The organism is Kitasatospora sp. MMS16-BH015 (genome assembly GCF_002943525.1).
Taxonomy (GTDB): Bacteria; Actinomycetota; Actinomycetes; order Streptomycetales; family Streptomycetaceae; genus Kitasatospora.
Window position 1 is genome coordinate 7762491 of the sequence record NZ_CP025394.1, and the last position, 24375, is coordinate 7786865.

Annotated in this window: 22 protein-coding genes and 1 riboswitch; of the genes, 13 read left to right on the forward strand and 9 right to left on the reverse strand. The window is 72.4% G+C overall.

Going from position 1 to position 24375, the window contains the following annotated elements:
• Positions 1 to 10: 10 nt before the first annotated feature.
• The 3 genes from CFP65_RS33350 to CFP65_RS33360 all read right to left on the reverse strand — a co-directional run bounded on the left by CFP65_RS33350 (position 11) and on the right by CFP65_RS33360 (position 3069).
• Entirely contained in the window at positions 11 to 361 is a 351-nt protein-coding gene (locus CFP65_RS33350) for a DUF779 domain-containing protein (RefSeq protein WP_104819671.1), read from the reverse strand.
• 10 nt (positions 362 to 371) lie between these two features.
• Positions 372 to 1895, reverse strand: a complete 1524-nt coding sequence (locus tag CFP65_RS33355; RefSeq protein WP_104819672.1) for an aldehyde dehydrogenase family protein — start codon at positions 1893 to 1895, stop codon at positions 372 to 374.
• 223 nt (positions 1896 to 2118) lie between these two features.
• Positions 2119 to 3069 (reverse strand): terpene cyclase, encoded by a 951-nt coding sequence (locus CFP65_RS33360; protein WP_104819673.1) that lies wholly within the window; start codon positions 3067 to 3069, stop codon positions 2119 to 2121.
• A gap of 354 nt (positions 3070 to 3423) precedes the next feature.
• On the opposite strand from CFP65_RS33360, the gene CFP65_RS41490 reads away from it, so the two are divergent.
• The 6 genes from CFP65_RS41490 (at position 3424) to CFP65_RS33385 (ending at position 10210) form a co-directional block, all read left to right on the forward strand.
• On the forward strand, positions 3424 to 4395 hold the full coding sequence (locus CFP65_RS41490) for an AAA family ATPase (RefSeq protein ID WP_158702483.1): 972 nt from the start codon (positions 3424 to 3426) through the stop codon (positions 4393 to 4395).
• Positions 4396 to 5057: 662 nt separating this feature from the next.
• On the forward strand, positions 5058 to 6395 hold the full coding sequence (locus CFP65_RS41495) for a tetratricopeptide repeat protein (protein ID WP_254553204.1): 1338 nt from the start codon (positions 5058 to 5060) through the stop codon (positions 6393 to 6395).
• 165 nt (positions 6396 to 6560) lie between these two features.
• Positions 6561 to 7619 carry an aldose epimerase family protein gene (locus CFP65_RS33370; protein WP_104819675.1) on the forward strand — a complete coding sequence of 353 codons (1059 nt, stop codon included), beginning with the start codon at positions 6561 to 6563 and terminating at the stop codon, positions 7617 to 7619.
• A gap of 60 nt (positions 7620 to 7679) precedes the next feature.
• Positions 7680 to 8387 (forward strand): helix-turn-helix domain-containing protein, encoded by a 708-nt coding sequence (locus CFP65_RS42250; RefSeq protein ID WP_104819676.1) that lies wholly within the window; start codon positions 7680 to 7682, stop codon positions 8385 to 8387.
• Positions 8388 to 8494: 107 nt separating this feature from the next.
• A complete protein-coding gene (locus CFP65_RS33380; protein ID WP_104819677.1) occupies positions 8495 to 8923 on the forward strand; it encodes a YciI family protein in 429 nt (142 codons plus the stop codon).
• Between the two features lie 9 nt (positions 8924 to 8932).
• A complete protein-coding gene (locus CFP65_RS33385) occupies positions 8933 to 10210 on the forward strand; it encodes an RNA polymerase sigma factor (protein WP_254552701.1) in 1278 nt (425 codons plus the stop codon).
• A 21-nt stretch (positions 10211 to 10231) separates the two neighbouring features.
• Here the strand turns inward: CFP65_RS33385 and CFP65_RS33390 are convergent, their stop codons facing one another.
• On the reverse strand, positions 10232 to 11188 hold the full coding sequence (locus CFP65_RS33390; RefSeq protein ID WP_104819679.1) for an aldo/keto reductase: 957 nt from the start codon (positions 11186 to 11188) through the stop codon (positions 10232 to 10234).
• A gap of 101 nt (positions 11189 to 11289) precedes the next feature.
• On the opposite strand from CFP65_RS33390, the gene CFP65_RS33395 reads away from it, so the two are divergent.
• Entirely contained in the window at positions 11290 to 11703 is a 414-nt protein-coding gene (locus tag CFP65_RS33395) for a MerR family transcriptional regulator (RefSeq protein WP_104819680.1), read from the forward strand.
• 46 nt (positions 11704 to 11749) lie between these two features.
• On the opposite strand, the gene CFP65_RS33400 is transcribed toward CFP65_RS33395, so the two are convergent.
• Positions 11750 to 12916, reverse strand: coding sequence for a globin domain-containing protein (locus CFP65_RS33400; protein ID WP_104819681.1), 1167 nt, complete (start codon positions 12914 to 12916; stop codon positions 11750 to 11752).
• A gap of 331 nt (positions 12917 to 13247) precedes the next feature.
• On the opposite strand from CFP65_RS33400, the gene CFP65_RS33405 reads away from it, so the two are divergent.
• The 6 genes from CFP65_RS33405 (at position 13248) to CFP65_RS33430 (ending at position 19905) form a co-directional block, all read left to right on the forward strand.
• Positions 13248 to 14543 (forward strand): extracellular solute-binding protein, encoded by a 1296-nt coding sequence (locus CFP65_RS33405; RefSeq protein WP_104819682.1) that lies wholly within the window; start codon positions 13248 to 13250, stop codon positions 14541 to 14543.
• A 97-nt stretch (positions 14544 to 14640) separates the two neighbouring features.
• Positions 14641 to 15642 carry a carbohydrate ABC transporter permease gene (locus tag CFP65_RS33410; protein ID WP_104819683.1) on the forward strand — a complete coding sequence of 334 codons (1002 nt, stop codon included), beginning with the start codon at positions 14641 to 14643 and terminating at the stop codon, positions 15640 to 15642.
• Positions 15639 to 16496 carry a sugar ABC transporter permease gene (locus CFP65_RS33415; RefSeq protein WP_104819684.1) on the forward strand — a complete coding sequence of 286 codons (858 nt, stop codon included), beginning with the start codon at positions 15639 to 15641 and terminating at the stop codon, positions 16494 to 16496. The genes CFP65_RS33410 and CFP65_RS33415 overlap by 4 nt, the downstream gene beginning before the upstream one ends.
• 30 nt (positions 16497 to 16526) lie before the next feature.
• The gene (locus CFP65_RS33420; protein WP_104821310.1) at positions 16527 to 18233 is read left to right on the forward strand and encodes a glycoside hydrolase family 13 protein; all 1707 of its coding nucleotides are present in this window, start codon (positions 16527 to 16529) and stop codon (positions 18231 to 18233) included.
• 1 nt (position 18234) lies between these two features.
• Positions 18235 to 19275, forward strand: a complete 1041-nt coding sequence (locus CFP65_RS33425; RefSeq protein ID WP_104819685.1) for a LacI family DNA-binding transcriptional regulator — start codon at positions 18235 to 18237, stop codon at positions 19273 to 19275.
• Between the two features lie 102 nt (positions 19276 to 19377).
• Positions 19378 to 19905, forward strand: a complete 528-nt coding sequence (locus tag CFP65_RS33430) for a permease (RefSeq protein ID WP_158702485.1) — start codon at positions 19378 to 19380, stop codon at positions 19903 to 19905.
• Positions 19906 to 19911: 6 nt separating this feature from the next.
• Here CFP65_RS33430 and CFP65_RS33435 read toward each other — a convergent pair whose 3' ends face one another.
• The 4 genes from CFP65_RS33435 to CFP65_RS42255 form a co-directional block, all read right to left on the reverse strand.
• Positions 19912 to 20112 carry a hypothetical protein gene (locus tag CFP65_RS33435; protein ID WP_104819687.1) on the reverse strand — a complete coding sequence of 67 codons (201 nt, stop codon included), beginning with the start codon at positions 20110 to 20112 and terminating at the stop codon, positions 19912 to 19914.
• Between the two features lie 125 nt (positions 20113 to 20237).
• Positions 20238 to 21323, reverse strand: coding sequence for an alpha/beta hydrolase family protein (locus CFP65_RS33440; protein ID WP_104819688.1), 1086 nt, complete (start codon positions 21321 to 21323; stop codon positions 20238 to 20240).
• 32 nt (positions 21324 to 21355) lie between these two features.
• Positions 21356 to 22498 (reverse strand): serine hydrolase, encoded by a 1143-nt coding sequence (locus CFP65_RS33445; protein WP_104819689.1) that lies wholly within the window; start codon positions 22496 to 22498, stop codon positions 21356 to 21358.
• A 307-nt stretch (positions 22499 to 22805) separates the two neighbouring features.
• Positions 22806 to 24032, reverse strand: coding sequence for a transglycosylase family protein (locus tag CFP65_RS42255; protein ID WP_158702486.1), 1227 nt, complete (start codon positions 24030 to 24032; stop codon positions 22806 to 22808).
• A riboswitch (cyclic di-AMP (ydaO/yuaA leader) is annotated at positions 24017 to 24178 on the reverse strand. Its footprint overlaps the gene before it by 16 nt.
• Between the last annotated feature and the right edge of the window lie 197 nt (positions 24179 to 24375).

The following is a 24375-nucleotide window of genomic DNA, read 5'->3' on the forward strand; positions in this document are numbered from 1 at the left end:
CCGGCCGGGGTCAGTCCTCCTCGGTGAGCAGCCGGGAGCGGGTCAGGAAGCGGCGTCCGGTCGGGGCTTCGAGCGAGAAGCCGCTGCCCCGGCCGGGCACCACGTCGATGGTCAGGTGGGTGTGGGACCAGTAGGCGTACTGGTCCCGGGCCATCCAGACCTGGACGGGGGCCAGGCCCTCGATGTGCAGCTCGCCGAGCAGGTGGTCGGCGTCGGAGAGCAGCAGCTCGCCGATCGGGTAGCACATCGGGGCCGAGCCGTCGCAGCAGCCGCCGGACTGGTGGAACATCAACGGGCCGTGGTCGGAGGTCAGTTCGCGGATGAGCACGGCCGCCTCGGCCGTCACGTCGACCTGGGGCATCGCGGGCCTCCTAGAAGAAGCCGAGGGCCTGCGGGGAGTAGCTGACCAGCAGGTTCTTGGTCTGCTGGTAGTGCTCGAGGAGCATCTTGTGGGTCTCCCGGCCGATGCCGGAGTTCTTGTAGCCGCCGAAGGCCGCGTGGGCGGGGTAGAGGTGGTAGGAGTTGGTCCAGACCCGGCCGGCCTGGATGGCGCGGCCGGCCCGGTAGGCGGTGGAGCCGTCGCGGCTCCAGACGCCGGCGCCGAGGCCGTAGAGGCTGTCGTTGGCGAGGTCGACGCCGTCGGTGAAGTCCTCGAAGCGGGTGACGGCGACGACCGGGCCGAAGATCTCCTCCTGGAAGATCCGCATCCGGTTCTCGCCCTCGAAGACGGTCGGGGCCATGTAGTAGCCGCCGCTCAACTCCCCGCCGAGGTCGACCCGTTCGCCGCCGACCAGCACCTTGGCGCCCTCGGCCTGGCCGATCTCGACGTAGGAGAGGATCTTCTCCAGCTGGTCGTTGCTGGCCTGGGCGCCGACCATGGTGTCGGTGTCCAGCGGGTTGCCCTGGCGGATCGCCCGGACCCGCTCCAGGCCGTCGGCCAGGAAGGAGTCGTAGATCGAGCCCTGGATCAGGGCCCGGCTCGGGCAGGTGCAGACCTCGCCCTGGTTGAGGGCGAACATGGTGAAGCCCTCGAGGGCCTTGTCGTAGAAGGCGTCCCGCTCGGCGGCCACGTCGGCGAAGAACAGGTTCGGGCTCTTGCCGCCCAGCTCCAGGCTGACCGGGATGAGGTTGGCACTGGCGTACTGCATGATCAGCCGGCCGGTGGTGGTCTCGCCGGTGAAGGCGATCTTGCCGATCCGGGAGCTGGAGGCCAGCGGCTTGCCCGCCTCCACGCCGAAGCCGTTGACCACGTTGACCACGCCCGGGGGCAGCAGGTCGGCGGTCAGCTCGATCAGCACCAGCACCGAGGCCGGGGTCTGCTCGGCGGGCTTGAGCACCACGGTGTTGCCGGCCGCCAGGGCCGGGGCGAGCTTCCAGATCGCCATCAGGATCGGGAAGTTCCACGGGATGATCTGGCCGACCACGCCGATCGGCTCGTGGAAGTGGTACGCGACGGTGTCCTCGTCGATCTGGGAGAGCGAGCCCTCCTGGGCGCGCAGCGCCCCGGCGAAGTACCGCAGGTGGTCGATGGCCAGGGGTATGTCGGCGGCCAGGGTCTCGCGGACGGGCTTGCCGTTCTCCCAACTCTCGGCCACCGCCAGGGCTTCGAGGTTCTCGGCCATCCGGTCGGCGAGGTTCAGCAGCACCTGGGCGCGCTCGGCGGGGGAGGTCCGCCCCCAGCCGGGCGCCGCCGCGTGGGCGGCGTCCAGGGCGGCCTCCACGTCCTCGGCGGTGCCCCGGGCCACCTCGCAGAAGACCTGTCCGGTGACCGGGGTCGGGTTCTCGAAGTACTGGCCCCGGGCGGGGGCGCGCCATTCGCCCCCGATCCAGTGCTCGTACCTGGCACGGTAGTTGACGACACTGCCGGGCTGGCCGGGGGGCTGGTAGACCGTCATGCTCCGGTGTCTCCTCGCTGCGGGCAGGGTGGTTCGCTGCGGTGGGTCGGTCAGACGTGCACAGCGCACCCTAGCCGTGGCGGCGAGGAGCCGCTACCGTGCGTCGGGGGATCGGTACGTTCGGTGGTCGGGGGGTCGGGGCGTTCGGTGGGCGGGGATCGATGCGTTCAGCTGTTGGCGGACGGGTGCGTTCGGTCGAGGCGGTCTGGCGGGGCCGCCGGGGTCAGGGGGTGTGGTACCGGCCGGTGTGGCGCTCCCAGTGCAGGTAGCCCGCGAGCCAGTGGGCCAGGCCGTCCGCGTACCGCTGGGCGGCCGTGCGCTCCTCCGGGGTGAGCTCCAACCAGGTGTAGGCGTCGGGCAGTTCGGCGGCGAGCTTGACGAAGCGGTCGGCCATCAACTGGGCCTCGTCGAGCACCACCGCGCACGCCTCCTCCACCGAGCAGCCCCGCTCGCGCTGGGCGATCAGCACCAGGTTGCAGACGTCCCCCCGCGGGGCCTCCAACGGGAAGGAGCGCACGTCGTTGGTGAACGAGGGTATGTCGGCCGCGAGTTGGCGCAGCTGACGGAGCACCGGGTGGTGCAGTACGGCCTGCGGCACCTCGAAGCGGCCGAGCCGCTCGATCATGTCGAAGACCGTCTCCATCGCCGCCGTGCCCCGACGCAGCATCAGGTAGCCCTGACGGTCCGGCAGCAGGCCGGAGTTGCGGCCGGCCGCCTCGGCCGCGTGGCTGGCGAAGTACCACTCCCAGTCGTACGCGGTGCGGGCCCGCCAGCGGGCGGGCATGCCCTGCTGGCTGCGCCGCCACAGGTCGGCGAAGGCGCGTTCGACCGGGGAGGTGCCGTCCGGGCGGGCTCCGTGCAGGATCCCGCCGAGCCGGTCGCAGAGCCGGGCGATCTGCTCAGGGCGGCGGCCGAGCGGGCCGTCGAACTGGTCGTCGAAGAGGAAGTAGAACCCCAACAGGTCGGCGGCCAGGCCGAGATCGGCGGCCGAGGCGTCGGGGTAGCTGAGCGCGGCGAGTTCGGCGATCTCCCAGTGCGCGTAGGCTTGGTCGGCCGTGCCGGCGGCCAGGTCGCGGTGCCGGTGCAGCCAGTCTCGGTGGTGTTCGACGGCTTGGGCGTGGTGCGGGCTTCTGCGGTGAGCAAAGGGAAGCTCGAGCGTGGTTTCGTCGGACATCGGTCTCCCGGTGCTGCTGAAGGTGCGGTGTGTGCTGGGCTCCGTGGGTCGTTGCGGTGCGTGGTGCGAGAAGAACCTGCAGAAGACGATCTTTGCTCCCGTGTGCGGCGAGAGAGTATCCGATCTGATCATCAGATGGCAGGCATGTGAGGGCATTTGCCCCGGATGCCCGGTCCGAACCCTGCAAGTGCTCCCCGGCCTGCGTGAATGCGCCCCATGGGGGCGCACACGGCGCTAATCTCGGCGGGGAATACCCGGAGCGCGGTAGCGTCCGAGGCCGGACGTGTCCGAAGGTGTGCCCCAGGGCATGCCGCACGGGCGAGCGCGACGGAACGGCGAGGCGGAGGCGCGGCAGTGGCCGGAGAGCAGGACGCGGTGCGGGGCGAGGCGGAACACCTGACGGACCATCCGGAGAGCGGGCAGCGGTTGCACGAACGCGACCGCGAACTGGACTCCGCCACGCGCTCGTTGGACAGGCTGTGCCACGAGTTCGAGGCGGGCGGCACCGAGATCGGTGAGGTGCTGCTCTTCTCCGGCCCGGCCGGCAACGGCAAGACCTCGGTGCTCGACGAGCTGCGCCGGATGGCCGGGCTGCGGCGCGGCTGCACCTTCCTCAGCGGCCGGGGCGGCGAGCGGCAGACCAAGGAACCCTTCCACGTGCTCCGGCAGTTGCTGCTCCCGGTGCTCGGAGGAATGACCGAGGCCGAGCGCGCCGAGGTCTTCGGCGACTGGTACAGCATCGTCGGCCCGGCGATCGGCCTGAAGCCGCCGAACGACGAGATGGAGCCGCTCGACCCGCAGGGCATCCGGGACGGCCTGACCCACGTCATCACCCAACTCGCCCCGCGCCGCGCACCCTTGGTGATGGTGGTGGACGACCTGCACTGGGCCGACCTGGAGTCGCTGGCCTGGCTGGCCTCCTTCGCCGGCCAGGCCCGGTACCTCCCGGTGCTGCTGGTCTTCGCCTACCGCGACGAGTTCGTCGAGGAGGCCTCGGCCCACCACCAGCAGATCGAGAGCCAGGCCAGCCGCAAGCACCTGCTGCGCCCGCTCACCCCCGAGTCGGTGGCGCTCTGCTCTGCCGGGAGGAGTTCGGCCCGGAGGCCGAGGACGTGTTCTGCCGTCAGGTCTGGGCCGTCACCGCGGGCATCCCGTTCGACACCCACGCCCTGCTGCGCGAGGTCCGCGAGCAGGGCCTGGCCCCGATCGAGGACACCACCCCGAAGCTGCGCGACCTGGCCGCCACCGCCAAGGGCATGGACGAGACCTACTGGGCGGGCAAACTCGGGCTCCGCGCCCTGCGGTTCGCCCAGGCCGCCGCGCTGATCGGCACCGACATCCAGCAGAGCCTGGCCGCCAACATCGCGGGCCAGACCCCGGCCGAATCCGAGGAGTCCGTCCGCGAGCTGCGCCGCCACCGGGTGCTCACCAGCAGCCCCAGCGGCAGGCTGGACTTCGTCCACCCGCTGATCGCCACCTCGCTCTACCTCTCGATGAAGCCCGCCTTCCGCACCGCGATGCACGGCCACGCCGCCACCGTGATCGAGAACTCCGGCGGCAGCCTGCTGGACGCCTCCCGCCATCTGCTCGAAACCCACCCCGAGGGCGACGACCTGGTGGTGTCGCGGCTGCGCAAGGCGGCCATCGAGCACCTGGCGATCGGCGCACCCGACGCCGCGTACCGCTGCCTGGAGCGCGCCCTGCTGGAGCCGCCGGACGAGGACGACCGGGCCGTGGTGCTCTTCGAGGCCGGCCGTGCGGCGCTGCTCACCAACCCGCTGGCCACCGTCAACCAGCTCAAGCTCGCCCTGGAGATCGAGGACGGCCTCGACCCGGACCAGCGGGTGGACGCCACCTTCCGGCTGGCCGAGGTGCTGGGCCACGCCGGGGAGCTGTTCACCGCCGCCGAGATCTGCCGGGTGGAGGCCGACCGCACCCCGCCCGGCCCCGGCCGGGTGCGGCTGCGCGCCACCCAGCTGATGTGGCACATGTGGCAGCGCGACGAGACCGACGGCCTCGGCCGCTCGTCCCGGCTGCGCGAGCTCTCCAAGCAGGTGACCAGCGAGGACCCGGCCGCCCGGGCCATCCGCGCGCTGCGCGCCTGGGATCTGACGCTGCACGGCAAGCCGGTGGGCCGCACCCTCGATCTGGTCGAGGAGGCCCTGCTGCCGGACGGCGAACTCCCGCCCGAGCTCGGCTGGTGCCGCGACACCTGGGGCTTCGAACTGCCCGCGATCATCGGCCTGACCTACGTCTACACCGACCAGCTGGCCAAGGCCGAGAAGCTGTTCTCGGACGCCATCATGGACTTCACCGTCGCCGGGTGGAGCGGCGCCCACCTCGGCTTCGGCCACTTCCTGATGGGGCTGGTGCGGTTCCGCCGCGGCTTCCTGACCGAGGCGGAGGGATTCCTGCGCGAGGGCCTGCGGCTCTCCGAGCGCATCGCGCCCGACATCCCGCTCCAGTGGGACGCCGTCGGCGTCCTGGCCGACACCCTGCTCGCCCGGGGCCGCGCCGAGGAGGCCTGGGCGCTGGCCGAGAAGTACCGCTTCCGGCCGCCCTTCCACCCCAGCGCCATGGTGCTGCCCGACGCGCCCAGCCTCTACGGCAAGCTCCAGCTGGCCCGCGGCGACTACGCCGGTGCGATCCGCACCTTCCGCGAGGTCGGCGCCCAGCTGGACGACCGCGGCCGCCGCAACACCGTCTGGGCGCCCTGGGCCTCGCACCTGGCCGTGGCCCTGCACGCCACCGGCGAGGTGGAGGAGGCCCGCAAGACCGCCGAGGACGCGGTGGCCCGGGCCCGCGAGTTCGGCACCGCCTCCGCCGTGGGCACCGCGCTGCGGCTGCAGGCCGCGGTCTGGGACGGCACCGCCGCCGTCGAGCTGCTGGAGGAGGCGGTGAGCACCCTCACCCTCTCGCCGGTCGCCTACGACCTCGCCTACGCCCTGGTCGACCTCGGCGCCGCGCTGCGCCGGGCCGGACGCCTCGAAGAGGCCGCCGAGTACCTCTACCAGGGCATCGAGATGGCCCAGCACTGCACCGCCGACGGCCTGGTCGGCCGGGCCCGCCGCGAGCTCTCCTACTCGGGCCTGCGGCCCAACCGGCTGCGCACCCTCAGCAAGGACGCGCTCAGCAAGCCCGAGTGGGACGTGGCCAAGCTCGCCGTCCGGGGCGTGCCCCCGCAGCGGATCGCCGAGCAGCTCGGCCTCGAACTGAGCCTGGTCCAGCGCCGCCTGGCCAGCGTCCACCGCAAGGCCGGCACCGGCCCGGACGGCCTGGCCGCCGCGCTCGGCCTCACCCCGCCGCCGGACGCCGACCTGATCTGAGGCCCGATCCGATCCGCCGGGCCGTCTCCTCGGCGGCCCGGCGATCTGACGGGGTGACGGAGCGCGGGCCGACCTGACGGGTGGTCGGCCCGCACCCGGCTAGGCTGCGCACGAGGACCGAGCTTTCCGACACGATCCGACAAGATCCGACACGAGGAGCCAGGCATGACAGGGCGGGCCGCAGCCACCGAGTTGAGCCGGGAGCCGTTCGAGGCGACCGGGGCCGGGGCCGCGATCACACGGTGGCGGCTGCGCAGCGGCCCGTACGAGGCGACCCTGCTCAGCCTCGGCGCCACCCTGCACACCCTCACCGCCCCCGACCGCTTCGGCGCCGTGGCGCAGGTGCTGCTCAGCACCGAGGAGCTCGGCTCGGTGCTCGGTGCCGCCCGCCACTACGGCACCACCGTCGGCCGGTACGCCAACCGGATCGCCGGCAGCCGGATCACCATCGACGGCGAGGACCACCCGTTGGCCCCCACCGGCGGCGGCGTCACCCTGCACGGCGGCCCCGACGGCTTCGCCAACCGGATCTGGCAGGGCGAGGAGGCCGAGGGCGGGGTCCGCTTCCACCTCCACAGCCCCGACGGCGACCAGGGCTTCCCCGGCGCGCTCGACGTCTGGGTCACCTACCGGCTCGCCGGTCCCGAGCTCACCATCGACTACCGGGCCGTCACCACCCGCCCGACCGTCGTCAACCTGACCAACCACGCGTACGTCAACCTCGCGGGTGAGGGCAGCGGCGACGTGCTCGGCCACCTGCTGACATTGGACGCCGACGCCTACACCCCCGTCGACGAGCGCCAGATCCCGCTCGGCCCGTACGCACCGGTGGCCGGCACCCCGTTCGACTTCACCACCGCCCGCCCGATCGGCAAGTCCATGCAGGACGAGCAGGTCGCCGAGGGCTACGACCACAACTGGGTGCTGCGCGAGCGCCCCGCCGACGGCAGCCCGGCCCGCGCCGCCCTCCTGGAGGACCCGGCCTCCGGCCGCACCCTGGAGGTGCTCACCACCGAGCCCGGCATCCAGGTCTACACGGCCAACGGCTTCCACGGCGCGGTCACCGGCGCGGCCGGCGTCCCCTACGGTCCGCACGCGGGCGTCGCCCTGGAGACCCAGCACCACCCCGACTCCCCGCACCACCCCGACTACCCCTCCACCGAGCTGCGCCCCGGCGAGGAGTTCCGCTCCACCACGGTCCTGCGCCTCGGCGTCTCGGCCTGAGGCCCGCTGCGGCGGCTCGGTGCGGCTCGCGGCGGCCTCCTCGTTTGTAGACTTGGGCGGATGGAGACCGGGAGCGGTGCGGCGGGGGTGCACAAGGCGTTGGCGGTGCCCGCGCGGCGGGCGCTGCTCACGGCGCTCACCGACGCCGCCGAGCCGCTGGACGTGCAGCAGCTGGCCGCCCTGCTCGGGCAGCACGTCACCACGCTGCGCCACCACCTGACCGCGCTGGTCGAGGCCGGCCTGGTGACCACCGCCCGCGACCAAGCCGCCACCGGCCGGGGGCGGCCCAAGCTGCGGTACGCCGCCGCGCCGGTCCGGGACCAGCTGGCCGCGTACGAGGTGATGGTCGACGTGCTCGCCCGGGGCTACGGCGCCGACCGGGCCGAGCGGGCCGCCCGGGCCGAGGAGGCCGGCCGGGCCTGGGCCACCGAGGAGTCCACCGGCGCGGGCCCGCTCGCCGCGCAGGCACCGGCTGAACAGGCGCTCGCCGCGCAGGCGCAGGCCGAACAGTCGCTGGCCGAACGGGCACTGGCCGAGGCCGCGGGCTGGGGCTTCAACCCCGAACTCGCCCCCGGCGGCGCGGAGATCACCCTGCACGGCTGCCCCTTCCAGCGCAACGCCGCCACCCACCCCGAGGTGGTCTGCTCCGTCCACCAGGGCCTGCTCGACGCCATCGCCCTGCGGGCCGGCCGGCCGGGCGCGCTGCGCCTGCACCCGTTCAGCGGTCCGCACACCTGCACGATCAGCATCGGGCCCCGGGATCCCTGAGAATTTTTCCGAATCGGGGGTACGGAAATGTCGCGATCGCCGTCCCGGCTTCGACCCATGGGTGAGAACGCGCCCGGCCGAGGGCGCACCGGAGTGGAGGAGCAGCCATGAAGTACATGCTGTTGATGCAGTTCAGTGGCCGACAGTCGGACGAGATCCCGCCGATCGGCACCTGGAGCGCGGAGGAGTTCCGGGCCCACATCGACTTCATGACCGAGACCAACCGCAAGCTCATCGCGGACGGTGAGTTCGTGGAGGCCCAGGGGCTCGCGGGGCGCGAGACGGCGCGAATCGTCCGGGCGAGCGCCGGTGGCCCGCCGCTGATCACCGAGGGCCCGTTCGCCGAGACCAAGGAGTTCCTGGCCGGCTACTGGATCGTCGACTGCGAGGACGAGGACCGCGCCCTCGCGATCGCCGCCCACGTCTCCACCGCCCCCGGCCCCGGCGGCCGCCCGCTGAACATGCCGATCGAGGTCCGCCAGGTGATGTCCGGCCCGCCGACGGAGGCGGAGCGCGAGGCCGCGGCCGGCCGCTGAGCACCTGCCGTGACCCCACACCGTCCTGACCGGCTCGACGTGGAGACCGAGGACCTGCTGCGCACGCTCGCGCCGCAGGTCCTCGGCGTGCTCGCGCGCCGGACCGGCGACTTCGACACCGCCGAGGACGCCGTCCAGGAGGCGCTGCTGGCCGCCGCCCGGCAGTGGCCCGGGGACGGGCTGCCGGACAACCCGCGCGGCTGGCTGCTCCAGGTGGCGAGCTGGCGGATGGCCGACCAGGTGCGGGGCGAGCAGGCCCGGCGCAGCCGGGAGGTGCGGGCGGCCGTCCGGGAGCCGGCCGGCTCCGCCTCGGCCGCGCCCGCCGACGAGAGCGCCGAGACGGCGGCCGGGGAGCGGGACGACACCCTCACCTTGCTGCTGCTCTGCTGCCACCCCGCCCTGACCCCGGCCTCGGCCGTGGCCCTCACCCTGCGCAGCGTCGGCGGTCTCACCACGGCGGAGATCGCCCGGGCCTTCCTCGTGCCCGAGACCACCATGGGCCGCCGGATCAGCCGGGCCAAGGAGCGGATCGCCGCCACCGGCGCCCGGTTCGCCCCGCCGACCGAGGCCGAGCTGCCCGGCCGGCTCGACTCCGTCCGCCGGGTCCTCTACCTGGTCTTCACCGAGGGGTACGCCGCCAGCGGCGGCCCGAGCCTGCGCCGGGTCGAGCTCGCGGAGGAGGCGATCCGGCTGGCCCGCCTGCTGCTCGCCCTGCGGCCTGCCGACGCCGAGGCGGCGGGGCTGCTGGCGCTGATGCTGCTGACCGAGGCCCGCGGCCCGGCCCGCACCGGGCCGGCCGGCGAACTCGTCCCGCTCGACGAACAGGACCGCTCCCGCTGGGACACCGCCCGGATCGCCGAGGGCACCGGCCTGCTCACCGCCGCGATGCGGCGCGGCCCGGTCGGCCCGTACCAGCTCCAGGCCGCCATCGCCGCCCTGCACGACGAGGCCCCCACCGCCGAGGCCACCGACTGGCCCCAGATCCTCGCCCTCTACACCGTCCTCGACCAGCTCACCCCCAGCCCCCTGGTCACCCTCAACAGGGCCGTCGCCCTCGCCATGGCCACCACCCCCGCCGCCGGCCTCGCCCTCCTCGAAACCCTCGCCCCCACCCTCACGGGCCACCACCACTTCCACGCGGCCCGCGCCCACCTCCGCGAACGCGCCGGCGACCTCCCCGGCGCCCTCACCGACTACCGTGCCGCCGCCGCCCGCACCGCCAGCACCCCCGAGCGCAATTACCTCCTCCTCCGCCAGGCCCGCCTCAACGCGGCTGCCGACGGTTGAGAGCGTCCGGCGCCGGAGCGCTCACGCGAGGTCGAGCCTGGCCCGCTGATCGGCGCTCAGGTCGAGGTCGACCGCGTCCAGGGCCTCGTCGAGCTGGGCCACCGAACTGACGCCGATCACCGGCAGCACGCTGACCTCGCCGCCCATCAGCCAGGCCAGCACCACCTGGTTCGCCGTTGCGCCCGTCTCCCGGGCGACCTCCCCGAGGGCGGCGAGGCGGGCCGCCGTGCCCGGGTGCCGGTACTGGGCCGGCAACTCCTTGGCCGGATCGGTGTAGGCGCCGTTCAGCAGCGGGCCGTAGGCCAGCACGGTCAGGTCGGGCTGCCCGGCCGCGTAGGCGAACAGCGCGTCGTCCGCCGCGACCTGGTAGTCGAAGTCGGTGCCCGGGGCGGGCCGCAGGTAGCTGTGGCGTTGCTGGACCGCGAGGTACGGCGCCACGCCCTGCCCGATGGCCTCGGCGCGGGAGCGGACCAGCCGCTCGGTGCTCTGGTTGCTGATCCCCACCGCCGCTGCGACGCCCTCCCGGACCAGCTCACCGAAGGCGGAGACGGTCTCCTGGATCGGGGTGGCCGGGTCGTCCACGTGACCGTAGAGCAGGTCGATCCGCTCGGTGCCCAGGCGCCGCAGGCTCGCGCGTGCCGCCCTCGCCACCAGCCCGGCGGAGAGCCCCTCGCGATTGGCCGGCCACTCGCCGCCCTTCCCCGGGTCGGGCAGTGCGCCGATCTTGGTGGCCACCGCGGTCTCTCCCCGGCGGCCCCGGGTGGCGAGCCAACCCCCCACCAGCAGCTCGCTCTCCTCGCCGCAGCACCCGTCCAGCCAGAAGCAGTAGCAGTTGGCCGTGTCCACGAAGGTGCCGCCGCGTTCGGCGAACCGGTCCAGCAACGCGTACGAGGTGGCCTCGTCCACCACGGTGCCGAACGGCAGTGTCCCCAGACACAGCGCCGAAACCTGACGCTCACCCAGCTTGCGGTAACGCATCGTCATCTCCATCGTCCGCGGTGGCCGGACCGGACCGGCCACGGCCCCGATCCTGACAACTGGAGTGCGCTCCAGGTCAACCACCGGGCAGAATCCCCTGAATGACCACCGCACCCGCCACCGCAGCCACGACCCTCCTCACCCCGGCCGAGGCCGCCGCCCGCTCGGGGTTCAGCCTCGACACCCTCCGCTACTACGAGCGGATCGGCCTGCTGGCCGGGATCGGCCGCGCCACCAGCGGCCACCGCCGCTTCACCTCCGACGACCTGGCCTGGCTCGGCATCCTGCGCTGTCTGCGTGACACCGGCATGCCGATCGCCGACCTGCGCGAGTACGCCGAGCTCGCCCGTGAGCAGGGCCCGGCGAGCCTGGCCGCGCGACTGGACCTGCTGGAGCGCCACGACAGCGCGGTGACCGACCGGATCACCGCACTGCGGGCTCAGCAGGAGCATCTGAGAGCCAAGATCGCGTACTACCGGGGCGAACTCGCGAGGGGCACGGAGTCGGGCTCGTGACGGCCGCCGCCGAAGGACCCGCCGTCGGCGGGCCGGGGCCCGGGGGTCAGCCCGCGATCCAGAGGTCGGGGCCGAAGACCTCGTAGTGGATGCGCCCGCTGGGGATGCCGCGGGCGAGGAGGGTGGCGCGGGCCGCGCGCATGAAGGGGAGGGGGCCGCAGAGGTAGGCGCGGAGGCCCTCGGGGAGGGGGAGGTCGGTGAGGTCGACGTAGCCGGTGCGGTCGGTGGTGGGGGCGTCGGTCTCGTACCAGCGGTGCAGCTCGGCGGCGGGGAGCCGGGCGACCAGGGTGGTGAGGTCGGCGGCGTGGGCGTGGTCGGCGGGGGAGCGGTCGCCGTGGACGACGGTGGTGGGGCGGGTGGCGCCGGTGCGGACCAGGTGGTCGAGCATGCCGACCATGGGGGTGACGCCGATGCCGGCCGAGGCGAGCAGCAGGGGCTCCTCGCCCTCGGCGAGGGTGAGGTCGCCGCAGGGGCGGGAGAGGGCGAGCACGGTGCCGACCCGGGCGTCGGAGTGCAGCCACTGCGAGACCTCGCCGTCCCGCTTGACGGTGATCCGGTAGCCCTCGGCGCCGGGGGCGGCGGAGAGGCTGTACTGGCGGATCTGCCGGGCGCCGTCGGGCAGGTGGACGGCCACGCTGACGTACTGGCCGGGGGCGAAGGCGGGGGCGGGGCTGCCGTCGGCCGGGCGCAGGGTCAGGGCGAGGGCCGAACTGCCCTGCGGGGTACGGGAGGTGACGACGTAATCGGTCCAGATCGCGCCGGGCAGCGCCCCCGAGGCATCGTAGAGCCTGGTCTCCAGGGCGATCAGCTCGCCCGCCATCAGCCAGTAGACCTCGTCCCAGGCGGCCGCGACCTCGGGGGTGACGGCCTCGCCGAGGACGTCGACGATCGCGGCGAAGAGGTACTGATGGACGATCTTGTACTGGTCCTCGGTGACGCCCAGCGAGACGTGCTTGTGGGCGATCCGGGCCAGCATGGCCCCCGGCCGCACCTCGGGGTGCTCCACCAGCATGGTCGCGTACGCGGCGATCGCGCCCGCCAGGGCTCGGCGCTGCGCGCCGGCGGCCTGGTTGCCCCGGTTGAAGAGGTCGCGCTCCAGCTCGGGGTGGGCGGCGAACATCCCGGCGTAGAAGCGCGCGGTGATCTCGCCGAGGGCACCCCCGACGGCGGGCAGGGTGGCGCGGACGACTTCGGTGGACTGGGGAGAGAGCACGGCGAACCTCCAAAGACTCGGCGGGAGAGCGTGTTCTCAATATAAATGATGGTGATCCTCTAAAAGGTGCCAGGGTATGCCAAGGTGCCCGGAGGCCGGGCGGGAGAGGGGGGAAGACATCGGCGCGCCAAGAAGTGGCAACGCGGAGGACACGCGGGCGTAACGATCGCAGGATCTTGCAGAAACTTGCTGCAAGCTCTTTCTTCGGCGATTGCATCGCTGTTACGTTCCTCCCCGAGCCCGACGGCCGTAACGGCGCGGTCGGAGCGGGACAGCCATTATGCGCCGTCCACACAACCCCTCGGGCACCCCCACCTCTGAAGGAGTTCTCATGCGGCGTGGCATCGCGGCCTCTGCCCTCGTTGCGGCCCTCGCGGTCTCTCTCGCGGCCTGTGGCAGCAGCGGCTCCGGTTCGGACAGCGCCAACGGTGGCAAGGCCGACAGCGGCCCGGTCACCATCACCTACTGGGACACCTCGAACGCGACCAACGAGGCGCCGAACTACCAGGCGCTGGTCAAGAAGTTCGAGGCCGCCAACCCGAACATCACGGTCAAGTTCGTCAACGTCCCGTTCGACCAGGCGCAGAACAAGCTCCAGACCGCCATGGGCGCCTCCGGCGCGCCGGACGTCTTCCGCTCCGAGGTCGGCTGGACCTCCGCCTTCGCCAAGGCCGGCTACCTGGAGCCGCTGGACGGCACCCCGGCCGCCGCCGACGTCTCCGCCTTCCAGGCCAGCCTGATCCAGCAGGCCAAGTACGACGGCAAGCTCTACGGCATGCCGCTGGTCACCGACACCCTCGGCCTGATGTACAACAAGGCCCTCTTCACCAAGGCCGGCATCACCACCCCGCCGAAGACCTGGGACGAGCTGAAGGCCGACGCCGCCCAGCTCAAGGAGAAGGCCGGCGTGGACGGCTTCTGGATGCGCGCCGCCGACGGCTACTACGCGATGCCGTTCCTCTACGGCGAGGGCACCAACATGGTGGACGCCGCGGGCAAGAAGATCACCATCAACTCGCCCGAGGCCGCCAAGGCCGTCGAGACCTACAAGTCGATGTTCACCGCGCCCGGCACCGTCAAGGCCGACGTGACCACCGACTCCTACGCGCACATGATGGACGCCTTCAACAGCGGCAAGGTCGCGGCGATCATCCAGGGCCCCTGGGAGATCACCAACGTCTACAAGGGCAGCGCCTTCAGCGACAAGACCAACCTCGGCATCGCCGCCGTCCCGGCCGGCTCCGCCGGCAAGGCGGGCGCCCCGACCGGCGGCCACAACGTCTCGGTCTACGCCGGCTCCGACGCCGCCCACAAGGCGGCCGGCGAGAAGCTCGCGGCCTTCCTGACCTCCGCCGAGAGCCAGACCTTCCTCGCGCAGAAGAACTCCACCCTGCCGACCCGCTCGGACGCCTACACCGCCGACGTGAAGGCCGACCCCGGCATCGCCGGCTTCCAGGCGATCCTCCCGGTCGCCCAGCCGCGCCCCGAACTCCCCGAGTACAGCTCGCTGTTCGGCTCCATCGGCACCAACCTCGGCAAGATCGTCCAGGGCCAGTCCTCGACCCAGGCCGGCCTCGACGCCACCGCCGTCGACTACGCCAAGCTGCTCCCCGGCTTCGCCAAGTAGGACCCCAACAGCCGCCCGGTGACCCCCACCACCGGGCGGCTCGTGGCCGTAGCCACCGCCGTGAAGAACGCAGCCGTGACGAATGAGGTGTCAACAGATGGCAGTCGCCGTGCAGGGCGCTCCGAAGGAGCGCAGCCGTGAGCGGGAGGAACGCCCCGGCCTCGTCCAGCGGTTGAAGCTCTCGTACAGCAAGTACTGGTACGCGTACGCGATGGTCGCGCCGGTCGTGATCGTGCTCGGCGTGCTGGTCGGCTACCCGCTGGTCAACGGCCTCTACCTGACCCTCACCGACGCCAACAGCCTCAACTCGGCGCGGCAGATCGGCGTCAAGCACATCCCGGCCAGTTACCACTTCATCGGCTTGCACAACTACGCCGACGTGCTCTGGGGCCCCGGCAGCTACGACCGGTTCTGGTCGCACTTCGTCTGGACGATCGCGTGGACGGTCATCTGCGTCACCGTCACCTTCGCGCTCGGCCTGGGCCTGGCCCTGCTGATGAACCAGAAGCTGCGCGGCCGGGGCCTGTACCGGATGCTGCTGATCCTGCCCTGGGCCGTGCCCACCTTCGTCACCGTCTTCTCCTGGCGGCTGATGCTGGCCGACGGCGGCGCCGTCAACGCGCTGCTCGGCTCGGTGGGCCTGCCCGAACCCTCCTGGCTGGCCGACCCGCTGGCCCAGAAGGCGGCCGCGATCCTGGTCAACACCTGGGTCGGGGTGCCGTTCATGATGGTCTCGCTGCTCGGTGGCCTGCAGGCCATCCCCGGTGAGCTGTACGAGGCGGCGGAGATGGACGGCGCCTCGCCCTGGCAGCGCTTCGTCAACGTGACCATGCCCGGCCTGCGCAGCGTCTCCAGCACGGTGCTGCTGCTCGGCGTGATCTGGACCTTCAACCAGTTCGTGGTGCTGTTCGTGCTGTTCGGCAACAACGCGCCCGACACCCAGATCCTGGTCACCTGGGCCTACTACCTGGGCTTCGGCCAGCAGCCGCGCGACTACGCGCAGTCGGCCACCTACGGCGTGCTGCTGCTCTCGATCCTGATCGTCTTCACCACCTTCTACCGCCGCTGGCTGGCCCGCAACGAGGAGGCCTCCCGATGACGACCCCCCGAACCCAGCGTCGCCGGGGAGAGGCCTCCCCGCTCGCCGCCGCGCTCTCGCACGGCGTGCTGATCGTCGCCAGCCTGGTGGCACTGCTGCCGGTGGCGTACATCGCGTACATCTCGCTCGGCCCGGACAAGATGGACTACCTCCACCCGGGGGCGATCCTCTCCAAGGCGACCTTCGCGAACTACACCAAGGTCATCTTCCACACCGACTTCTTCACCTGGTTCGCCAACTCGGCGATCGTCGCCGGCGGCACCACGATCTTCGGCGTGCTGGTCTCGGCCACCACCGGGTACGCGGTTTCGCGGATGCGGTTCGCGGGGCACCGGCAGCTCATGTGGACGCTGTTGGTCACCCAGATGTTCCCGATCGCGGTGCTGATCGTGCCGCTCTACACGATCCTCTCCGACCTCAAGCTGCTCGACGGCTACCTCGGGCTGATCCTGGTCTACGCGGGCACCACCGTGCCGTACTGCGCCTGGCTGCTGAAGGGCTACTTCGACACCATCCCGGTGGAGATCGACGAGGCCGGCCGGGTCGACGGCCTGTCCCCCTTCGGCACCTTCTGGCGGCTGGTCCTCCCGCTGGCCCGGCCGGGCCTGGCCGTGGCCGCGTTCTACTCCTTCCTGACCGCCTGGGGCGAGCTGGCCTACGCCTCGACCTTCATGCTCAGCTCCGGCAAGTACACGCTCGCCGTGGGCCTGCAGACCTTCGTCAGCCAGTACGAGAGCCAGTGGAACCTGATGGCCGCCACCTCCGTGCTGATCGCACTGCCCGCCGCAGGGTTCTTCTACCTGGTGCAGCGTCACCTGGTCTCCGGCCTGACCGCCGGCGCCGCGAAGTCCTGAGCCACAGCTCCTTATCTCCAAGGGATGACCATGACCCAGAACCTGGCCGCCACCTCCCGGCCCGACGCCGCGCCGACCGCCCAGGACGGCGCCGCGTCCAGAGACTGGTGGCGCAGCGCGGTCATCTACCAGGTGTACCCGCGCAGCTTCGCCGACTCCAACGGTGACGGGATGGGCGACCTCCCCGGTGTCCGCAGCCGCCTGCCCTACCTGCGCGACCTCGGCGTGGATGCGGTCTGGCTCTCCCCGTTCTACGCCTCCCCGCAGGCCGACGCCGGCTACGACGTGGCCGACTACCGCGCGGTGGACCCGATGTTCGGCTCGCTGCTCGACGCCGACGGGCTGATCCGCGACGCGCACGAGCTGGGCATGCGGATCATCGTCGACCTGGTGCCCAACCACTCCTCGGACCAGCACGAGTGGTTCCAGCGCGCGCTGCGCGAGGGCCCCGGCTCGGCGCTGCGCGAGCGCTACCACTTCCGCGCCGGCAAGGGCACGGAGGGCGAACTGCCGCCCAACGACTGGGAGTCCATCTTCGGCGGCCCGGCCTGGACGCGTTCGCACAACCCCGACGGCACCCCGGGCGAGTGGTACCTGCACCTGTTCGCCCCCGAGCAGCCGGACTTCAACTGGGACAGCCCGGCCGTGGCCGACGAGTTCCGCTCGATCCTGCGGTTCTGGCTGGACATGGGCGTGGACGGCTTCCGGATCGACGTCGCGCACGGCATGGTCAAGGCCCCCGGCCTGCCCGACATCGGCGGCTCCGAGCAGCTCAAGCTGCTCGGCAACGACGTGATGCCCTTCTTCGACCAGGACGGCGTGCACGAGATCTACCGCAGCTGGCGGAAGATCCTGGACGAGTACCCGGGCCAGCGGATCGGCGTGGCCGAGGCGTGGACGCCCACCGTGCAGCGCACGGCCAACTACGTGCGCCCCGACGAGCTGCACCAGGCCTTCAACTTCCAGTACCTGGGCACTCACTGGGAGGCCGGGGCGCTGCGCGAGGTGATCGACCTCTCGCTGGACTCGATGCGGCCGGTCGACGCGCCCACCACCTGGGTGCTCTCCAACCACGACGTCACCCGGCACGCCACCCGCTTCGCCAACCCGCCCGGCGGCACCCAGATCCGGACGGCGGGCGACCGCGAGCTGGGTCTGCGCCGGGCCCGGGCGGCCACCCTGCTGATGCTGGCCCTGCCCGGCTCGGCCTACCTCTACCAGGGCGAGGAGCTGGGCCTGCCCGACGTCACCGACCTGCCCGACGAGGTCCGCCAGGACCCGTCCTTCTTCCGCGCCAGCGGCCAGGACGGCTTCCGCGACGGCTGCCGCGTCCCGCTGCCGTGGTCCGGCACCGAGGCCCCGTACGGCTTCGGCCCGGTGGCCGGCGGCCCGTCCTGGCTGCCGCAGCCGGCCGAGTGGGCGGCGCTGAGCGTGGAGAGCCAGACCGGCGACCCGACCTCCACCCTGGAGCTCTACCGCAGCGCGCTGGCCGTGCGCCGCGAGCACCCCGCGCTCGGTGGCGGCACCGGGGTGACCTGGCTGGACGCCCCCGAGGGCGTGCTCGCCTTCCGCCGCGAGAGCGCCGAAGGCTCCTTCGTCTGCTATGCCAACACCGGCGCCGAGCCGGTCCGGGTGGCCGCCCCCGGCCGAGTGCTGCTGGCCTCCGGGGACGAGCCGGTGGTGGACGGCGGCGAGACCGTTCTCGCGCCGGACTGCACCAGCTGGTGGGCGGTCTGACATGGGTGCAATAGGCTCTGGGATCGTGACTACGGCGCGACTCTCGGACATCGCGGCGCAGGCGGGGGTCAGCGAAGCGACCGTCAGCCGCGTCCTCAACGGCAAGGCAGGCGTCTCCGCCACCACACGGCAGTCCGTGCTGGCGGCGCTCGACGTGCTCGGTTACGAGCGCCCCACCCGGCTGCGGCAGCGCAGCGCCGGGCTGATCGGCCTGATCACCCCGGAGCTGAGCAACCCCATCTTCCCCGCCCTGGCCCAGGTGATCGAGCAGGGGCTGAGCCGGCACGGCTACACGCCCGTGCTCTGCACCCAGACCCCGGGCGGCTCCACCGAGGACGAACTGGTGGAGATGCTGGTCGACCGGGGCGTGGCGGGCATCGTCTTCGTCTCCGGCCTGCACGCGGACACCACCGCCGACCACGACCGCTACGCCAAGCTGACCGGCCGCCAGGTGCCGTTCGTGCTGATCAACGGCTACAGCGAGAAGATCTCGGCGCCGTTCATCTCCCCGGACGACCGCTCGGCGATGTGGATGGCCGTGCAGCACCTGCACGAGCTCGGCCACGAGCAGATCGGCCTGGCCGTCGGCCAGCGCCGGTACGTGCCGGTGCTGCGCAAGATCGAGGGCTTCACGGCCGCCCTGCGGGAGGTGCTGCACAAGACCCCCGAGGAGGCCGAGGCGCTCGTGCACCACACCCTGTTCAGCGTGGAGGGCGGCCACGCGGCCGCCGGCGCCCTGCTGGACAAGGGCTGCACGGCGATCGTCTGCGGCTCCGACCTGATGGCGCTCGGCGCGATCCGGGCCGTCCGCCAGCGCGGGCTCTCGGTGCCGCAGGACGTCTCGGTGGTCGGCTTCGACGACTCGCCGTTGATAGCGTTCACGGAGCCGCCGCTGACCACCATCCGCCAGCCGGTCGAGGCGATGGCCACGGCCGCTGTGGACGCCCTCCTGGAGGAGGTCGGCGGCAACCCCGGGCAGCGGGCGGAGTTCATGTTCCAGCCCGAGCTGGTGATGCGCGGTTCGACGGGGGCCGCGAAGTAGGTCGTGCTCCGTGGCGGGGCGTCGTGCGGGGTGTTCCCCCGGACGGCGCCCCGTTCGGCGTGTCCGGGCCGCCCGGCCCATGCACGGGGCGACTATCGGATCATGGAGTCGACAGGGACGGACGAAGCAGGGGCCCCGGCCGCACAGCCGGTGGCGCACCGGGACTGGCGCAAGCGGGTGCTGCTGGGCGGCGGCCTGCTGGTGGTCGTGGTGGTCGCGTACTTCGTCCTGGCCGCCACCATCCCGCGCTGGTGGTCGCAGCGGGTCGGCGACGCCGTGGACGGGCGGCTCAGCACCGGCCTGGTGCTCGGCCTCTGCCTGGGCGTCAGCTGCACCCTGCTGCCGCTGATGGCGGCCTGGGTCGGCCTCTACCGCCGCCGGCCCTGGAAGGTCACCCTCGCCTGGCTGGCCCTGGCCGTGCTGCTCGCCCTGCCGAACCTGTGGACCCTGGGCGTGGTGGTCGGCCGCGGCAGCGGCGCCCACGCCGGCCAGCGGGTGATGGACGTCAACGCCCCCTGGTTCCGCGGCGCCACCCTGGCCGGCGTGATCGTCGCCGTGGTCGCCTTCGTCGGCTTCCTCTTCTTCACCCGCCGCCGCAACGCCCGGCCGGCGAAGGAGCGTGCCGAGTGAGTGGGGCTAGCCCTCGGGGTCGAGCCGTCGGCGGTCGACCGGTGCGCGGTTCTGCTGGGCCTCGGCGGTGCGGGCCTCGGTGCGGCGGCCGCGGGCCAGGTAGTCGTGGACCAGCAGCTCGACGGCGTCCTGCGGGCTCTTCGTGCCGGAGAGCAGCATGAGGTCGATCGCCAGGTCGGCGTCGAGCGAGACGGTCACCTTGGCCATGGCTTCCCCCTGGGATCGGTGGGCATCAGCATGCCCCGGTGGCCGGGAACGCCACAAGGGCCCACCCCCGGTGCAGGGCGGTGCCGCCGACCCCCGTGTGTCGGCGGCACCGCTGCGCGGGCAGGTCAGCCCGCGGCGGTGAAGGCGGCCTTCAGGTGCGGGATGTAGTCGGCGATGGCGGGGGCGAAGCAGGTGTAGCTGTGGGTGCCGGCGCAGGTGGGCGAGAGCGAGGCGCCGTTGCCGTAGTCGACGTACCGGCTCGGGATGCCGAGCCGGTCGAGGCGGCTCTTCACGTTGTTCGCGGCGATCTCGGTGAAGTGCTCGAAGACGTCGTTGTTGCCGGTGTAGAGGGTGACGTGGGTGTGGGCGAGCTTGGCCAGGTTCGCCGGGGCGGCGGGGTCGACCTCGTTCCAGACGTGGTCGGCGCCGAAGACCGGGTACGGCGAGCCGAAGACCGCGTCGCTGTCGACCACCGGGCCGTAGTCGGCGCACCGACCGGTGGGCACGCCGGCGCCACTGATCGCGCAGAGCCCGCCGGTCACGTTGAGTTCGGAGGCCAGCACCGCGGCCCGGATCGCCGGGAGGCCGAAGTCGAAGGCGCCGGAGAGGGCGACGGTGTGCCCGAACAGGTCGGGCCGGTTCTCGGCGTAGCGCAGCGCGCCGTAGCCGCCCATCGAGAGGCCGATCACGGCCCGGTGGCCGCGGTCGGGGAGGGTGCGCAGGTTGGCGTCGATGAACGGGACCACCTGGTCGAGGTGGAAGGTCCGCCAGTTCGCGGCGCCGACCACGGTGTTCTGCATGACCCAGTCGGCGTACCAGCCCTTGAGGCCGCCGTCCGGGGCCACGGTGATCATCGAGTCGTCGTGCAGGGCGGGCACGGCGGCCGAGTCGTCCTGGTTGCCGGGCCCGCCGTGCAGGAAGTACGCCACCGGCCAGCGCTTGGCGGGGTCGGCCGCGTAGCCGGCGGGCAGGTAGATCCGGATCCTGTGGAGGCCGGCCAGCTGCGGGGTGCTCACCGTGACGGTGAAGTCGGTGGGCGAGTGCACCTCGGGAGTGCCGACCTGGGTCAGGCCGAAGCCGTCGGTCAGCACGGGTGCGGTGGGGGCGCCGTCCGCGTGGGCGGGGGCGGCGCCGAGCAGGGCGGAGGCGGTCAGCGCGGCGGCGGCCAAGGCGGTGCCCAGGTGGCGCCGGGTGGGTCGGGTGGTGGCCATCGTGCGGTCCTTTCGCGGTGGCTGAGGGTGGGTCAGAGCGCGCAGAAGGCGGCGGAGGTCGCCCGCCCGGTGTCCTGCTGGCCCCTGGTGGGGCCGCCCACCAGGTGGTACTCGGTGTTCGCGCGGAGGACCTGCCTGGTGCCGTCCTCGCTGCTCAGCCAGTCGCTGTCGTAGCCGAGCACGTCGCCGCCGTGGCTCCAGGCCCACTGCCCGCAGGGCAGCTGCTTGTGGATGACCCCGAGGCCGTAGCCCCCGAGGCTGCTCGGCACGGTGGTCGTGAGCTCGGTCTGCTGGGCGGGCGGCAGCAGCTTGCCGGTCACCAGCGCCCGGCTGAAGGCGGCCATGTCGTCCAGGGTGGAGACCATGGCCCCGGCCGCGCCGAAGGTCTGCACGTTGGAGACGGTGACGTCGAGGATCACCAAGGAGGACCCGAGCGGGTACTCGTAGCCGTGCAGGTAGTTGCCGTGCAGGCTCGGGTCGCTGGTCGGGAAGGTGGTGTCGGTGAGCCCCAGCGGGGTGATGATCCGCTGCTGGATCTCGGCCGCCGGGCTGTTGCCGGTCACCGCGGTGATCACCATGCCGGCCAGCACGTAGTTGGTGTTGGCGTAGCCCCAGGTCTGGCCGGGGGCCGAGGCGGGCGCGTGCTGACGCAGCGCCAGGTTTACCAGCGCCTGCGGGGCGAAGGCCTGGTCGGGCTGCAGGTCGGCGCCGTAGTTGAACGCGAAGGCGGCGTCGGCCGCGTAATCCGGCAGCCCCGAGGTGTGGTTGAGCAGCTGACGGATGGTGATCTTCGAGCCGTCGTAGCCGTTGGCGCTGACCGCGCCGGGCAGCCACTTGGCGACGGTGTCGTCGATCGAGAGGCGGCCCTCGGCCTCCAGCTGGAGCAGCACGGTGGAGGTGAAGGCCTTGGTGCTGCTGCCGATCCGGTACTGGGCCTTCGGGTCGGCGGGCGTACGGGTGGCGCGGTCCTTCACCCCGGCGGCGACGTACTGCACGGCGTCGCCGCTGCGGACCAGGCCGACCACGGCCGGGTAGCCGTCGGCCACGCCCTGGCGGGCGCCGGCCTGGAGCAGTGCCTGGGCGCTCGGCACGTCGGCCCGGGCCGGCGCCGTGGTGGCCAGGGCGGCGAGCGCGGCCAGGGCCGCGGCGGCCAGCGTGGTGCGGTTCGGCTTCATCGAGTTGTCCCCTCGGACGATCGTCAAACATGGGCATGACATCACAGGTGCCGTGGATCGGCGGAACCCATGCTGGCCCGGAGAGGGGGCGGGCGGCAGGACAGACGACCGGCAATCCGTTGCCGGTCACGTCATGGCTGGTCAGACCGGCCGTGGCCGCGGTACCGGCAGTGGGCGGGCGCCGCGTGGTGGCCGCCCACGGCCGGTACCGCGGCCACGGCCGAGGAATTGGTCGATCCATGCGCAAGGGCCCACCCCCTGGGGAGGGGGCGGGCCCTGGTGCGCTATTGGTGCGCTACTGCTGCGGTCAGATGCGACCGGCGAAGTCCGGCGCCCAGTTGGCGACGGTCTCGGTCTTCACGCCGGCCCGCGGGTTGGCGGCCTCGACGTACTTGCCGTCACCGACGTACAGGGCGACGTGGTAGACGCCCGAGTTGCTGCCGTTGTTCGACCAGAAGAGCAGGTCGCCCGGCTGCAGGTTGTCCAGGGAGACGCGGGTGGTGGCGTCGGCCTGGTCGGCGGCCACGCGCGGCAGGGAGATGCCGGCCTGGCGGAACGCGGCCTGGGTCAGGCCGGAGCAGTCCCAGCCACCGTCGCTGGTGCCGCCGTAGACGTAGGCCTGGCCCAGCTTGGACTCGGCGAAGGAGATCGCGGCGGCCATGCTGCCGGTGGCGGCCGGGGCCTGGGTCTGCGCCTTGGCCGGGGCCTGGGCCTGCGGGGTGGAGCGCTTGGCCGAGGTGGTGCGGGTGGTGGCCTTGGGCGCGTCCTGCTGCTGCGGGGCGGCCTGGGCCGGGGCCTGCTGCGGGGTGGCGACGGCGGAGCCGAGGCTCAGGTGCTGGCCGGGGTAGATGGTGTCCGGGCCCTCGGTGAGGACGGACTTGTTCAGGTCGTACAGCTTCTGCCAGCCGCCCTGGACGTTGTTCTTCTGGGCGATGGTGGAGAGCCAGTCGCCCTCGACCACGGTGTAGCTGCCGGCGGCGGCGGGAGCGGCGGCCGGCTTCTGGCCCCAGTCGCCCTGGCCGCGGTGGCCCCACTTGGAGCCGGACTGCGCGGTGGGGGCCGACTGCGCGGCCGAGTCGGAGCTGCTGCTGTCGGCCTTGGCGGCCGGCGCGCTCGACTTGGCGGAGGTGTCGACCTGCGGGGTCTCGCCGCCACGGGTCAGACCGCCCTGGATGGAGCAGACCGGCCAGGCGCCGGGGCCCTGGTCGGCGAGCACCTTCTCGGCGACCGAGATCTGCTGGTCCTTGGTGGCCTGGTTGGCCTGCGCGGCGTAGTCGTGACCGCCGTACGCGGCCCAGGTGGAGGAGGTGAACTGGAGGCCGCCGTAGAAGCCGTTGCCGGTGTTGATCGACCAGTCGCCGCTGCTCTCGCACTGGGCGACCTTGTCCCAGGTGGAGACCGAGGCGGCCGAGGCGGCACCGGCGGTCAGGCACGGGATGGTCAGGCCGAGGCCGACGACGCCGGTGGCGGCGATGAGGCGGCGGGCACGCTTGGTCGCGTTGATGGGCAGCATGAAGAAGCGTTCCTCTCCCACGCCTGCGAGGTGAGCTGTCGGATTCGGGCTGGAGTTGCCCGGCCGTGCGGCTGCACGGCTTCACCCCAAGCCCGGTCGCGGTCCGAGGACCGCTGCCGGGCGACTTACCTGGTTCCCCCGCCCCTGCCGTGGTGCGTTTTCGCGTTTCCAGCTCGCCCGGCGGCAGGACTCGGCGTCCCGGATGAGCTGGGTCCGTGTGACCACGAACGGGAGGACATTAAGCAGACTTAAGTTGAATCTGCAAACACTGTGATCGCCATCACAGATCATCTTCAAGTCGTTTACCTGCATCGAATTTCCGACACGTCAGGTTCGATCGCTCGCACACCGTCAAAACCCGTGC